Source organism: Streptomyces sp. NPDC038135, assembly GCF_055601245.1.
This window is the reverse complement of sequence record NZ_JBVJXS010000001.1, coordinates 408,446-420,645: the sequence shown is the minus strand read 5'-3', so window position 1 is coordinate 420,645 and position 12,200 is coordinate 408,446. Positions and strand designations below refer to the sequence as shown.

At 71.2% G+C, this 12,200-nt stretch carries 14 protein-coding genes; 6 read left to right on the top strand and 8 right to left on the bottom strand.

The features are described from left to right. Nucleotides 1-3 precede the first annotated feature (3 nt). The gene (locus tag ACZ7JA_RS01990; RefSeq protein ID WP_393437445.1) at nt 4-1,281 is read right to left on the bottom strand and encodes an amino acid deaminase; all 1,278 of its coding nucleotides are present in this window, start codon (nt 1,279-1,281) and stop codon (nt 4-6) included. Between the two features lie 171 nt (nt 1,282-1,452). Between ACZ7JA_RS01990 and ACZ7JA_RS01985 the strand changes: the two genes are divergently transcribed. From ACZ7JA_RS01985 to ACZ7JA_RS01965, 5 genes are all read left to right on the top strand, one after another. After that, nucleotides 1,453-2,505 (top strand): sugar kinase, encoded by a 1,053-nt coding sequence (locus ACZ7JA_RS01985; RefSeq protein WP_389304125.1) that lies wholly within the window; start codon nt 1,453-1,455, stop codon nt 2,503-2,505. Next, on the top strand, nt 2,502-3,266 hold the full coding sequence (locus ACZ7JA_RS01980) for an IclR family transcriptional regulator (protein ID WP_143627454.1): 765 nt from the start codon (nt 2,502-2,504) through the stop codon (nt 3,264-3,266). Before ACZ7JA_RS01985 ends, ACZ7JA_RS01980 begins: the two co-directional genes overlap by 4 nt. Next, nucleotides 3,263-3,673: a RidA family protein gene (locus ACZ7JA_RS01975; RefSeq protein ID WP_351671613.1), complete on the top strand. Its 411-nt coding sequence runs from the start codon at nt 3,263-3,265 to the stop codon at nt 3,671-3,673. Before ACZ7JA_RS01980 ends, ACZ7JA_RS01975 begins: the two co-directional genes overlap by 4 nt. A 134-nt stretch (nt 3,674-3,807) precedes the next feature. Then, a complete protein-coding gene (locus tag ACZ7JA_RS01970; RefSeq protein WP_351671615.1) occupies nt 3,808-5,289 on the top strand; it encodes a GntP family permease in 1,482 nt (493 codons plus the stop codon). A gap of 74 nt (nt 5,290-5,363) precedes the next feature. Further along, complete coding sequence (locus tag ACZ7JA_RS01965) at nt 5,364-5,936, top strand: hypothetical protein (protein ID WP_389446109.1); 573 nt, start codon at nt 5,364-5,366, stop codon at nt 5,934-5,936. 58 nt (nt 5,937-5,994) lie between these two features. On the opposite strand, the gene ACZ7JA_RS01960 is transcribed toward ACZ7JA_RS01965, so the two are convergent. The 4 genes from ACZ7JA_RS01960 to ACZ7JA_RS01945 form a co-directional block, all read right to left on the bottom strand. Then, complete coding sequence (locus tag ACZ7JA_RS01960) at nt 5,995-7,353, bottom strand: M14 family metallopeptidase (RefSeq protein ID WP_389303905.1); 1,359 nt, start codon at nt 7,351-7,353, stop codon at nt 5,995-5,997. Between the two features lie 239 nt (nt 7,354-7,592). Then, a complete protein-coding gene (locus ACZ7JA_RS01955) occupies nt 7,593-8,849 on the bottom strand; it encodes a DUF1266 domain-containing protein (protein WP_470806842.1) in 1,257 nt (418 codons plus the stop codon). A gap of 12 nt (nt 8,850-8,861) precedes the next feature. Then, nucleotides 8,862-9,062 carry a DUF397 domain-containing protein gene (locus tag ACZ7JA_RS01950; RefSeq protein WP_389303909.1) on the bottom strand — a complete coding sequence of 67 codons (201 nt, stop codon included), beginning with the start codon at nt 9,060-9,062 and terminating at the stop codon, nt 8,862-8,864. Nucleotides 9,063-9,064: 2 nt separating this feature from the next. After that, complete coding sequence (locus ACZ7JA_RS01945; protein ID WP_389303911.1) at nt 9,065-9,916, bottom strand: helix-turn-helix domain-containing protein; 852 nt, start codon at nt 9,914-9,916, stop codon at nt 9,065-9,067. 213 nt (nt 9,917-10,129) lie between these two features. Here ACZ7JA_RS01945 and ACZ7JA_RS01940 point away from each other — a divergent pair, with 213 nt between their 5' ends. Then, entirely contained in the window at nt 10,130-10,537 is a 408-nt protein-coding gene (locus ACZ7JA_RS01940) for an ATP-binding protein (protein ID WP_470806839.1), read from the top strand. Nucleotides 10,538-10,593: 56 nt separating this feature from the next. Here the strand turns inward: ACZ7JA_RS01940 and ACZ7JA_RS01935 are convergent, their stop codons facing one another. From ACZ7JA_RS01935 to ACZ7JA_RS01925, 3 genes are all read right to left on the bottom strand, one after another. Beyond that, on the bottom strand, nt 10,594-10,899 hold the full coding sequence (locus ACZ7JA_RS01935; protein ID WP_470806837.1) for a DUF6881 domain-containing protein: 306 nt from the start codon (nt 10,897-10,899) through the stop codon (nt 10,594-10,596). 74 nt (nt 10,900-10,973) lie between these two features. After that, a complete protein-coding gene (locus ACZ7JA_RS01930) occupies nt 10,974-11,693 on the bottom strand; it encodes a hypothetical protein (RefSeq protein WP_351662201.1) in 720 nt (239 codons plus the stop codon). Next, the gene (locus ACZ7JA_RS01925; RefSeq protein ID WP_351662203.1) at nt 11,690-12,121 is read right to left on the bottom strand and encodes a hypothetical protein; all 432 of its coding nucleotides are present in this window, start codon (nt 12,119-12,121) and stop codon (nt 11,690-11,692) included. Before ACZ7JA_RS01925 ends, ACZ7JA_RS01930 begins: the two co-directional genes overlap by 4 nt. Nucleotides 12,122-12,200: the final 79 nt, after the last annotated feature.

The following is a 12,200-nucleotide window of genomic DNA, read 5'->3' as shown; positions in this document are numbered from 1 at the left end:
CTCCTAGAAGAACGTGCGGATGTAGTCGACGACCGTTCCGTCCGCCTCGGCCAGCGGGATGAGCTGCCACTTGTCGAAGGACGTGCAGGGGTGGGACAGGCCGAAGCCGACCCAGTCGCCGACCTCCAGGTCCGCCTCCCCGGTGGTGCGCAGCCAGGCGTGCTGGTCGGACAGGCCCGTCACGGTGATCCCGTCGGCCGGGCGCTCGACGCCGTCCCGGCGCACCACCTGGGCCTCGGGCAGGTCCAGGTCGTGCGCCGCGTCCCGCTTGCCCGCGTTGACGAAGGCCTGCTCGGACGAGGGCCGGGACACGACCTGCGCCCACAGCCGGAACGCGGGCTCCAGCGCGCCCTCCTGGGGGACCCGGGTGAACGGGGTGAGCCTGCGGTAGTGCCCGTCGTCGTGCGAGACGTAGGCGCCCGAGCGCAGCAGCTTGAGCACGGGCGCGGACAGTTCGGGGATCTCCGCGAACACCTCGGCCACCGCGTCGAACCACGCGCTGCCGCCGGCGCTCACCACGATCTCGTCCACCCCGGCGAACCGGCCGCTCTTGTCGAAGTCGGCGGCCAGTGCCGTCAGCCGCCGCAGATAGGCCGTCACCCGCGCGGTGTCGGCCCGCGGCACCTCGCCCTCGTACCCCGCGACCCCGACCAGCCGGAGCGTCGGTACGGCGGCCACGGCGTCGGCGACGGCCGCGCACTCCGCCTCCGTGCGCACCCCGGTACGGGCGCCCTCGCCCGCGGCCAGCTCCACCACGACGTCCACCGGGCGGACGGCGCCGCGCAGGGCCGCGTCCATCAGCTCGACCCCGCGCACCGAGTCGACGTAGCAGACGAGACGGAACGCCGGGTCGGCCGCCAGCTCGGCGGCGACGCGGCGCAGTGCGGCCGGATCCACCAGCTCGTTGGCCAGGAAGATCCGCTCGACGCCGAACGCCCGGGCCACCCACACCTGGTGCGGCACCGCGAGGGTGATGCCCCAGGCGCCGTGCTCGATCTGCCGCTGGAAGAGCCGCGGGGCCATCGAGGTCTTGCCGTGCGGCGCGAAGGCGAGGCCGTGCCGCTCGGCGTAGGCCTCCATGAGCGCCAGGTTGTGCTCCAGCCGCTCGGCGGAGAGGGCGAGGACGGGCGTGCTGAACCCGCCCGTGAAGAGGTTGCGGCGCTGGGCGGCCAGCTCGGCGACGGTCAGGCCCTCGGCGTCCGGCGGGAGGCCCTTGAAGCGGTGGTCCACCCGTTCCTCGGCGAGGCGGGCGAGCGCTTCGGTGCCGGTTTCGCGGGGCATGTGACCCTCCTGATCCGATGCGTTGCATCATATGCAACGCCCATTGCGTATGTCGCTCACTGCTGTCTAGCATCTCGGCCGACACAGGGTCAACGAAAGCCGCTCACCCTCAGGACGACGAGGAGCCCCACCATCGTGAACGTCGTGGATGTCGTCACGCTCGGCGAGTCCATGGTCACCTTCCTGCCCACCCGGCCGGGCCGCCTCGCCGACGTCCCCTCCTTCGAACGGGGCATCGGCGGCGCGGAGTCCAACGTGGCCTGCGTACTGGCCGCCCTCGGCCACTCCACGCGGTGGGTGAGCCGGGTCGGCGCGGACGGCTTCGGCAGCCACCTGGTGGAGCGGATCGCGGGCTACGGCGTCGACGTCGCCGCCGTCCGCACCGACCCGGCCCGCCCCACCGGCGTCTACTTCCGCACGGCGGCCGACCGGGCCGCCGCCGACCACGAGGTGGCCTACTACCGGGCCGGCTCGGCGGCCTCCGCGATGTCCGCGGCCAACACGGACCTCACGGCGGTCCGCGCCGGCCGCGTGCTCCACCTGTCGGGCATCACGGCGGCGCTGTCCGCGCAGTGCCTGGACCTCGTACGGCACCTCTCCCGGCCGACCGCCGGGCGCCCCCTGCTCTCCTTCGACGTGAACCACCGCCCGGGCCTGTGGACCCGCGCCGACGGAGCCGAGGTGCTGCTGGAACTGGCCCGGGCCGCCGACGTCGTCTTCGTGGGCGAGGACGAGGCGGAGCACACCTGGGGCGTCACGGGCGGCCCGGCCGCGATCCGCGCCCTGCTCCCCGAACCCGCGCTGCTGGTCGTCAAGCAGGCCGCCCAGGGCGCGACGGCGTTCGCGCACGGCGACGCCGAGCAGCCCCTCCGTCCGGACGGCGGGGCTCCCGCGACCGGCCGCGCGCCACGGCCCGCCGCGGCCCCGCCCGTCCGCGAACCGGCCCCGCACGTGGACGTCGTCGCGCCCGTCGGCGCGGGCGACGCGTTCGCCGCCGGCTTCCTCTCCGCCACCCTGCGCGGCCTGCCGCTGAAGCACCGCCTCCGCCACGGCCACCTCATGGCGGCCGCCGCCCTCACCACCCCCGCCGACCTCGCCGCCCCACCCGCCCGCGACCACGCCGACCGCCTGGCCGCCCTGGACGACGAGGCATGGGGGAGACTTCGACTCGGCCCCGGCTGGACCCGGACCGACCGGGCCCAGGAGGAGGCGAACACCCCATGAGCCAGACCGTCGACCGCGCCCTCAGCATCCTGCCGCTGCTCGCCGAGGGCCCCGCCGACCTCGGCCAGGTGGCCGACCGCCTCGGCGTGCACAAATCGACCGCGCTGCGCCTCCTGCGCACCCTGCACGAGCACGGCCTGGTCTACCGCCAGTCCGACCAGCGCTACCGGCTCGGCGCGCGCCTCTTCGCCCTCGCCCAGGAGGCGATGGAGAACCTCGACATCCGCGAGATCGCCCACCCCCACCTCGTCCGGCTCAACGAGGCCTGCGGCCACACCGTGCACCTCGCCGTCCACGAGGAGAACGAGGTCCTCTACATCGACAAGGTGGAGAGCCGCTACCCGGTCCGGATGTACTCGCGGATCGGCAAGCCCGTGGCGATCACGGTCGCGGCCGTGGCGAAACTCCTCCTCGCCGACCTCCCCGAACCCGAGCGCCGCGCTCTCGCGGACCAGCTCGACTACCCCCTCTACACGCCCCGCTCCACCCCCAACGCCGCAGCGTTCCTGCGCGAGTTGGAGCAGGTGCGCGAACAGGGCTGGGCCACCGACCTCGGTGGCCACGAGGAGTCCATCAACTGCGTCGCGGCCCCCGTCCGCGGCGCCGACGGCCGGGTGGTCGCCGCCATGTCGGTGTCCGCGCCGAACGTCGTCGTCACCGCCGAGGAACTCCTCACCCTGCTCCCGCAGGTGCGCCGTACCGCGGACGCCATCAGCGGCGAGTACTCCGGAAGAACGCCAGTGAAGGGCACCCCCGTATGACCGAGAAGACCGCGCTCACCCCGAAGACCCACACCACACCGCCCGCGATGTTCTCCCACGGGGTGCGCAAGGGCAACGTCCTCCAGGTCGCCGGCCAGGTCGGCTTCCTGCCCGCCGAGGAGGGAAAGCCCCCCACGCCCGCAGGTCCGACGCTGCGCGAGCAGACCCTCCAGACCCTCGCCAACGTCAAGGCGATCCTCGAGGAGGGCGGCGCGAGCTGGGACGACGTGATGATGATCCGCGTCTACCTCACCGACGTCGACCACTTCGCGGAGATGAACGAGATCTACAACGCCTACTTCGGCGAGCAGGGCCTCACCCAGCCGCCCGCCGCCCGGACCACGGTCTACGTAGGCCTGCCGCCCGGCCTGCTCATCGAGATCGACGCCCTCGCCGTCCTGGGCTGACGGCGGCTCGCGCAGCACCCTCCCCCTCGCACCACCGGCACACGCACGGCACACGGCACGGCACCGCACCCGCGGCGCCGTGCCGCGATCCCCCCTGCCCGAAAGCAGTATGCATTCACGAAGAGGACCCCCGAATGTCCCATTCGCTCGCCGCAACCGCTCCAGCGCCCGCCGCCCCACCCCATACCGGAGGCCTGCTCCTGCTCGTCGACGGCACCGCCGGACTCCTCACCGTCGCCGCCATCGGCATAGCCCTGCTGCTCTTCCTGATCATCAAGGTCAGGCTGCAGCCGTTCGTCGCCCTGCTCGCCGTCTCCATAACCGTCGGCCTGCTCGCCGGCCTCTCGGTCACCGAACTCTTCGGCACCGTCCAGCGCTCCGACGCCGTCTCCACCATCGAGTCCGGCATGGGCGGCATCCTCGGCCACGTCGCCATCATCATCGGACTCGGCACGATGCTGGGCGCCATCCTCGAGGTCAGCGGCGGCGCCGAGGTGCTGGCATCCCGGCTGCTGCGCCTGTTCGGCGAACGCCGGGCGCCCCTCGCCATGGGGCTGACCGGCCTGATCTTCGGCATCCCGGTCTTCTTCGACGTCGGCATCTTCGTGCTCGCCCCGATCGTCTACGCGGCCGCCAAGCGCAGCGGCAGGTCGATCCTCCTGTACTGCCTGCCGCTGCTCGCCGGCCTGTCCATGACGCACGCGTTCCTGCCGCCGCACCCCGGCCCGGTCGCCGCCGCCGGACTGCTGCACGTCCAGCTCGGCTGGGTCGTCCTCATGGGCGTCGTCTGCGGCGTCCCCGCCGTCCTGGCCGCCTGGGCGTACTCCGCCTGGATCGGCAGGCGGATCTTCGTCGCCGTACCGCAGGATATGGTCGAGGCCGCGGAGGAGGCCCGGCAGGCCGTCCTCGCCGAGCAACGCGCCCAGGGCGTACGGCCGCAGGAGCAGCCGGTGCCGCTCGGCACGGTCCTCGCCATCATCGGCACGCCGCTGGTGCTGATCCTCGCCGCCACCTTCTCCTCCATCGCCCTCGACCCCTCCGCGGGCCGCTCGGTGCTGGAGTTCGTCGGCAGCCCCTTCGTCGCCCTCACCCTCGCCCTGCTGCTCGCCTACTACCTGCTCGGCATCCGGCGCGGCTGGTCCCGCAAGTCCCTGGAGACGGTGTCGACCTCCTCGCTCAAGCCGGTCGGCAACATCCTGCTGGTGGTCGGCGCGGGCGGTGTCTTCGGCGCGGTCCTCAAGGCGAGCGGGGTGGCCCAGGCGCTGTCGGACACCTTCAACGGCGTGGGCCTGCCGGTGATCGTGCTGTCGTACCTGATCTCGGTGGTGCTGCGGGTGGCCCAGGGCTCGGCCACGGTCGCCATCGTCACCACGGCCGGCATCGTGGCCCCGCTGCTGGCCGAGGGCCACCACTCCCAGGCCTTCGTCGCCCTCGTCATCATGGCCGTGTCGGCCGGTTCCATCTTCGCCTCGCACGTCAACGACGGCGGCTTCTGGATGGTCGCCAAGTACTTCGGCATCACCGAGCGGGACACGCTGCGCACCTGGACGGTGCTCGAATCGGTGCTGTCCGTCGCCGGGTTCGCGGTGGCCGGGGTGGTGAGCCTGTTTGTGTGAGTGTGACCTGGGTGAACCGATGTGAGGAGTGAGCTGACTGGTTCCGGCACAGGAATGTCGTCCATACTGCCGCCGTGGACCAGCGCATAGGATCGAGCAGCCAGCCCCTGAAGGGCGAGCCCGTCAAGGGCGCCGGTTTCGACCCGGCCTTCATCCCGGGGATCACCGCACCGGCGACGGAACCGGAACCGGCGGACGCCGGGCCGACGGCCGGGGCCGGACCCGGCACCGAGGACGCGAAGCCTGCGGCCGGGAACCGGTCCGGCACCGAGGACGCGACCCCGGGGGCCCCGGAGCCCGCCGAGGCGTCCGCCGAACCGGCGGACGGCGGAATGGAGCAGGAGGAGGAGAGCGCCCCCGAGGACGGCGCTCCCGCCTTCGAGGCCTCCGACCGCCGGGCCCGGTTCGCGGCCGACCGCCGCGGCGTCCGCCTCCGTCTGGACGAGGAGGACTGCGAGTTCCGCTGGGACGAGATCGCCGCGGTCGAGACCGAGTCCGCCCGCTTCGGCAAGCGTTTCACCATCACGGTGCACACCCCGGACCGCCGCTGGTACCCGATCGAGATCGAGGCGACGTCCAGGTCCCGCTTCGCGGAGTGGGAGTCCCAGCTGGACGCGGTACTCGACGCGTACTTCGAAGAGGCCTAGGACCGCGTGACGGCGGGGGCGCCGGGAGGAACCGGCGCCCCCGTCCCACGCGATCTCCCTAGCCGCAGTACTGGGCGGCCTTGCCGATGGACCGGTACATGCAGTCGGCGTTCTCCAGCAGTTGCAGCACCGCGTCCCTGTTGCGGGAGGTCTCCCGCTCGATCACCTCGTCGGGCGGGTAGAACCCGCCGTCCCGGCTGGACGTCGGATACATCTCGAAGGTGTAGTCGAAGATCTTCTGCGTGCCCCACAGGTAGTCGTCGATCGACCCGTCGGTGATGTAGAGATCGCTCGACTGCTCCGGTGTGTACCCGTTGCTCGCGGCCATCTTCTGGCCCACGGCCTTGAACGCGGCGGCGTCGTCGGCGGTCATCCCCGTCGCCGTGTCCGAGTAGGTGTACCCGAACGGCCACAGCACCAGCTCGCTGTAGGTGTGGAAGTCGATGCCGGCCCTGATCTGCTGCCTGCCCCCGACGACCCGGCTGCGCACGAAGTCGGACACGACCTTCACCTCGGGCGCGGACTCGGCGGCCGAACCGCGGTACGTCTCGGACGACTTCGTCCCCGACGAGCCGCCGCAGCAGCCCCACTTGTAGTCCCAGTTCCGGTTGAGGTCGGTCCCGACGTACGAGGACCCGGAGTTGGGCTGCCGGTTCTTCCGCCACGACCGGTACGACCCGGTGGCGATGTCGTACTCGCCGCCGTCCGGGTTGAGGTCGGGGACGAGCCAGATTTCCCGGCTGTTGACGAGGTTCGTGATCCGGGAGTCGCTCCCGTACCCGGCGGCGAACTCGCGCAGCAGGTACAGGGCCATCTCCACGGTCAGGTGCTCGCGGGCGTGCTGGTGGAAGGTGAACAGCACCTCGGGCTCGTCCTCGTCGGCGCCCACGTTGTCGCTGACCTTGACGGCGACGATGTCCCGGCCCTGGTACGACTTCCCGATCACCCGCTTGCTCATGATGTCCGGGTGGGCGGCGATCCGCTGGTCGATCTCGGCGTTCGCCTCGGCGTAGTTGTGGTACTTCGAGTCGGCGCTCGGGAAGTCGTACAGCCGCTGCTCGCCGCGGGCGCCGGCCCGGTCGGGCGCTGCGCCCAGCGGGGTGACGTCGTACCCGAGCCGGCGCAGCCGCCGGATCTGCTCGGGCCGCCCCGAGACGACCACGGTCTCCCCGTCGGCCTCGTCGACGGTGACGCCGCTGGCCTGGATGGCGGTGCGCGTCACGGGGTCCGTACTCCGGTGGATCTCGTACTGCCGGACGTCCTCACCGGACGCCGGGGCGGCCTTGCGGGCACTCTCGGCGGTGGCGTGCGTGGCGGTGGCCGAGACGGGGGCGGCGAGAGCGAGGGCCAGCAGCGTGCCGAGTGCGGCGGTACGCCTGCCGCCGCGCGCGCCGGAGCCGCGGATGCGAAGTCGCATGAACTCTCCTTGGGTCTCCAGGGGTTCCGGGGTCGCCGGAAGTGGGGGAGTGGAGCTGGGAGCTGGGGTGTCTCAGTGCGACGTGCGGGTGCGGACACGGGGAGCCGGTAGCTGTGTGTCCGCTGTGCGGGGCTGGCGCTCATGGTCCGGCGTTGGCATGATCAGGTCAATATGGAACCGAGGATGACGCGGGCTCCGTCCGAAACTCGCCGGAGCCGCGCGTCACGGCCTCGTCGGCCTCATCGGAAGGAGACGGTGAGCCAAGGGCTCTCGGGATCGGACATCAGCACCTGGTGCACGTCCACCATGTCCGTGTACCAGCTCCCGAATTCCTCGTCGTCGAAGTGCAGACAGCGCCCGAGGATGTATCCGGCGGCGAAGTCCCGCCACGACCTGTACGACCGCGCGGCGGCCCGGCCGGCCTGTACGACGGCGCCCTCCGCCTCCTGCAGTGAGCAGTACCGCGCCCCCAGCCCCCAGCGGGCCATCCCTGACGCCCGGCCGAAGTTCCAGGCGTCCACGGAGCCGACGTACCGGTTGCCGTCCAGGATCCCGTCGGCCCGGAAACGGGCCTCGTACCGGGTGATGCGGCCGATGAGGTGCTGCACCCCCTTGATGCGCGCCTCGGTCTCCGCCTCCGGGACGGTGGGCGTGGTGGTCACCCCGTCCGGGGTGAGGACGGTCTCCCCGCCGGCACGCGCGCGCAGCACCCGGGCCACGGTGTCCCGCCAGTAGCCGGTGTCGACATGCCCGCCGAAGTCGCGCGCGATCGCCCGCCGCACTTCGAGGGCGAACTCCCAGACGGGATTGGCGCCGTCGGGATCGAGCAGCGCCCGCTGCTGCTCCTGCCAGTCCTCCCGGCTCCCGACGCCCCACCACTCGCGCAGCAGCCGCCGCTCCGCGGTGTAGCCGTTCCCGTGGTACGCCATGGCGTTCCAGGCCAGCCCGTCCCGCACGATCAGCAGCGCTCCGCAGGCCAGTCCGCGCGCCACGGGCCCGTCCTTCGGACCGCCCACCCGCAGCGTGAGCACCCGCGCCCGGTCCAGCGGGGCCCGCTCCTGCGCGCCGTACTGGGCCCACGCGGCGGAGTGCGGCGGCGCGGAGGGCAGGAACGCCTCGCAGGGAGTCCCCGGGTTGACCACGATCATCGCCGGATCGGCCGGCGCCCACACCTGGGCGAACCACCCGAGCTTCTGCCACTCGAGCACCCGGTGCGGATCGGGCGCGGGCAGCATCCCCTCGGTGTACACGGCCCACACCCGCCCGCCGGCCACCCGTGGATCGTGCCCGAAGACGGGAATCGTCCTGCTCGGCTCCGCGTCCGCCCCGTCACGCCGGATCTCGAAGTACAGCCGGCTATCCGCGAGGGTGTCGAAGTACGCCGCCCAGTCCTCCCGTGCCTTGGCCTCCAGCAGAGCCTGCTCGATCTCCGTCGGCGGCGTCCAGACAGGCGGCGCGGCAGCCCCGAAACCCGCGGGCGGCAGCCCGAACGACATGGTGTGCCTCTCTCAGGTCGTCCGACCCTGAGCACCCTTCAGCGCTTCCACGAAGGGAGCGAACGCCCGGGGGGCGAAGCTGAGGGTGGCTCGGGCGGGGGCTTTGGAGTCGCGGACGGCTATGCGGGTGGGGCCTTCGGCGATCTCGACGCAGGCGTCTCCCTGGCCCCCGCCCGAGAAGGACGACTTCCGCCATGTCCCGGGGGTCAGCATGCTCACAGCTCCTTAGCCAGCCGGTGGATGAAGTCACGCGACCGGTGGGGGTCGAGTGACACCGCCTCCACCCTACGGAAGAGCGTTCGGTATCTCTGAAGTTGGGCCTCGGCATCGACGAAGACCGGACCGTTGGGACCGTCGCGAACGACGGTGTCCAGCCTGGGTACGGGACCGCCCGCGTACACCATGGCGCTTCCCGCGCCGCCGAAGCCGTCGATGTCGAAGGGGACGACGCGCACTGTCACATGGTCGGCCTCGGAGAGTTCGGCAACGCGGTTGAGCTGCTCGCGCGCTGCGGCTCGGTCACCGACCCTGATGCGCAGCGCCGCCTCATGGACCACCGCTGCGTACGGAACCGGATCCGCGCGATCGATGATGACCCTGCGCTTCATCCGATGCTCCACCCAACGCTCGACGTCACCGTCCGGGAACTCCGGATTGACGTAGGCGAAGAGGGACCGGGCGTACGCGGCGGTCTGCAGAAGGCCCGGGACATGCAGGAACTCGACGTCCCAGCGGTAGCTGGCATGGTGCTCCAGCTCGGGCAAGTCCATGAAGGGCGTCGGCAGGTGGCCCCGGTAGTCCTCCCACCAGCCACGGGTCCGGTCGGTCGCCATCCCGACCAGGGCCTCGATCAGTCCCTCATCCGTGCAGGCGTACAGAGCGGCGAGACGTCGTACCCGCTCCTCGCTCACACCGGCGGTGCCTGCCTCGATCTGACTCATCTGCGCCGAGTCGGTCCCTAGCAGCGCGGCTGCCTCGCGCCCCTTGAGTCCTGCGGCTTCGCGCAGTTTCCGCAGCTCAGCGCCCAGGCGCTCTTGTCGTGCGGTGGGCTGCTGCCTGCGTGGCATGGCTTCCTCCATCGCCTCAACTGCGGTGCGGCTGTGCCTCGTTCGGGGGGTAGATTACGGCAACCACTTGCAGGGTCCCAAAATATGGCCCTACTTTCCGTAATGAAGTGAACGCGCTGCGGAAGTGCACCGCGTCGTCCTGCCATGACGCCTGCGGCAATGCCACCGCGCGCTCTCGGACCGAAACCCTCACCTCACCGGAGTGGATGAGTCATGCCCGAAACCTGGGACTACACCCTCTACATCCCCAACGACCTCAGAGCGGTGACGATCTCCCGTCGCACGCTGCGTCTGATCCTCACGATGCACGGCCTGATCGGCATGGTCGACACGGCCGAACTCCTTGCCGCAGAGCTGGTGTCGAACGCGGTACGGCACACGAAGGGGCCGGCCGCGCTGAGGGTGCGCCGCTCGGTGGAGGGGGTGGTGTGGATCGGGGCGTGGGACACGGACCCCGGGCCGCCGGCGCCGTTCCGCCCGTGGGAGGAGGTGCCCGAGCTGGGGGAGGAAGGCCGGGGTCTGGCCCTGGTCAGGGCGTGCGCGGACTTCTGGGGCTGGCAGCCGTCGGCCAGGTTCGGGAACCGGGGCAAGTACGTGTGGTGCGAACTCGCGACGGCCTGACTCGTTGAGCCCTGACAGCCCAGCGAGGTGCGCGCCAGCATGGGCGTGGGGGCGATCTACCTGTAGGCAGAATTTGGCCCGCGCGTTACCCATGACGCACTTCGCCACGCTTCCTCAAACGCCGCGCCTGTGATCAGCGTGGCCCGGAACTCGGGTTGACCGGCCACATCCTCGATGGCGCCTACGCGAATTTCGCTGAGTCCGATTTCCGCCGACTCGTGCAATGCGTCAGCCTTCAGCTTCCGCCCGTCGCGGTAGTGCTGCACCTTTCGGACTTCGTATCCGTCGTCACCGATCTCGTTGAACAGGGTTGTGGGCTCTGACTGGAAATCGTGCAACCAGTCGACCTTCCAGTACTCCACGATCCAGCTCTTTCTTGTCCCTGCTCGCAGAGGGGTGTCTGACTTGCGGGAGTGGTCTCAGGACTGACCGGGCACTACTGGTCCTTCGTCTCCCAGACGATCACCTTGGCCGTGCCGGCGGTGAAGACATCGCCCATGGAGGTGATCGTCAGGGCGGCGACGCGGCCGGTGCGCGTCCTGACGCACAGGACGCTCTCGGTCGCCGCCTGGGCCATGAAGCCGCCGTGGGTGGCGAGCTGATCGGCGCACTGCTTCCTGCTCGGCGTTCCGGGGCCGGGCCACGCCGCCACGTCGGGAGCGCCGGATCGATTCGTCATCAGTGCGTCGCTGCTGCTGTACAGCGCGGCGTCGTAGGAGTCGTCGGTGCTCTGGGACGGGGGGAGGGAGTCGAGGTCCACTCCCGCCATGCCGATGTTGATCTCCCCCTGCCACCGTACCGGGCCGGCGGCAGCCGCCGCTGTCGTCGGTGAGGAGACGGCGGCCTGCTCCGAAGGGGAGTCCTGTGCCGGGGCGGTGACGTCGGGGCCCCTGCTCGCGATCGAGTCCGGGGGCGGTGCGGCGCCCTGCGCACTGCCCTTCCAGGGTGCGAGCGCCATGACCGCGAAGACCGCCCCTCCGACCAGCGCGGCGACGCAGACGGCCGGCAGCAGGAATCCCGATTGCCGGATGTTGATGTTGGGATTGGCGTTGAACTGCTGGCCGTTCGGCCCGACCTGCACGCCGGAAGGCCCGTGAAGGTGGTTGTGGTCGAATCTGCCGGGACCGTCCCCGCCGCCTTGTCCGAGGTCGGTCATCTGGGCGTCCCGAAGTTGTTGACCTGGTGGCCGTTGTCCCCGACCTGGACGGCCGTGTCGCCATGGAAGACATTGCCTTGCAGGGCGTTCGCGCCCTGGGCGGCGTGTTCGGGCCGGGCTGGAAGCTGGTCCAGCGCGTCCCGGAGCGACGCGGCGAAGGCCTCGTCGTGGTCGATCGCGTCCTTCAAAACGATCTGGAGCCACTGGCGGGTCTCGGGCGTAGGTTCACCGCGACCGGCCGCGGCCTCCTCGTCGAGGCGGGTCAGGGCCGTCTCCTGCCCGAGCTTCGCGCTGACCACCTCGTGCACCCGGTCCATCGCCGCGTCCAGGGCGCGGTCCGCCTCCTGGTCGGCCCGGGCCCCCACCCGGCGCGCTTTGCGAGCCGCCCATGCGAACAGGCAGCCGATCGCGATCTCCACGCCTGTCATCCCGCTCCCCCAAAAACTCCGGCTGACGACAGATCAGACCGTACTACCGGCGGGGTCGCAGACACAGGCATATGACAGA

Excerpts from the sequence above, each read along its gene's own strand:
- ACZ7JA_RS01990 (WP_393437445.1), bottom strand. The coding sequence starts at position 1,281 with ATGCCCCGCGAAACCGGCACCGAAGCGCTCGCCCGCCTCGCCGAGGAA.
- ACZ7JA_RS01925 (WP_351662203.1), bottom strand. The coding sequence starts at position 12,121 with ATGACAGGCGTGGAGATCGCGATCGGCTGCCTGTTCGCATGGGCGGCT.
- ACZ7JA_RS01945 (WP_389303911.1), bottom strand. The coding sequence starts at position 9,916 with ATGCCACGCAGGCAGCAGCCCACCGCACGACAAGAGCGCCTGGGCGCT.
- ACZ7JA_RS01960 (WP_389303905.1), bottom strand. The coding sequence starts at position 7,353 with ATGCGACTTCGCATCCGCGGCTCCGGCGCGCGCGGCGGCAGGCGTACC.
- ACZ7JA_RS01950 (WP_389303909.1), bottom strand. The coding sequence starts at position 9,062 with ATGCTGACCCCCGGGACATGGCGGAAGTCGTCCTTCTCGGGCGGGGGC.
- ACZ7JA_RS01980 (WP_143627454.1), top strand. The coding sequence starts at position 2,502 with ATGAGCCAGACCGTCGACCGCGCCCTCAGCATCCTGCCGCTGCTCGCC.
- ACZ7JA_RS01970 (WP_351671615.1), top strand. The coding sequence starts at position 3,808 with ATGTCCCATTCGCTCGCCGCAACCGCTCCAGCGCCCGCCGCCCCACCC.
- ACZ7JA_RS01930 (WP_351662201.1), bottom strand. The coding sequence starts at position 11,693 with ATGACCGACCTCGGACAAGGCGGCGGGGACGGTCCCGGCAGATTCGAC.
- ACZ7JA_RS01955 (WP_470806842.1), bottom strand. The coding sequence starts at position 8,849 with ATGTCGTTCGGGCTGCCGCCCGCGGGTTTCGGGGCTGCCGCGCCGCCT.
- ACZ7JA_RS01940 (WP_470806839.1), top strand. The coding sequence starts at position 10,130 with ATGCCCGAAACCTGGGACTACACCCTCTACATCCCCAACGACCTCAGA.
- ACZ7JA_RS01975 (WP_351671613.1), top strand. The coding sequence starts at position 3,263 with ATGACCGAGAAGACCGCGCTCACCCCGAAGACCCACACCACACCGCCC.
- ACZ7JA_RS01985 (WP_389304125.1), top strand. The coding sequence starts at position 1,453 with ATGGTCACCTTCCTGCCCACCCGGCCGGGCCGCCTCGCCGACGTCCCC.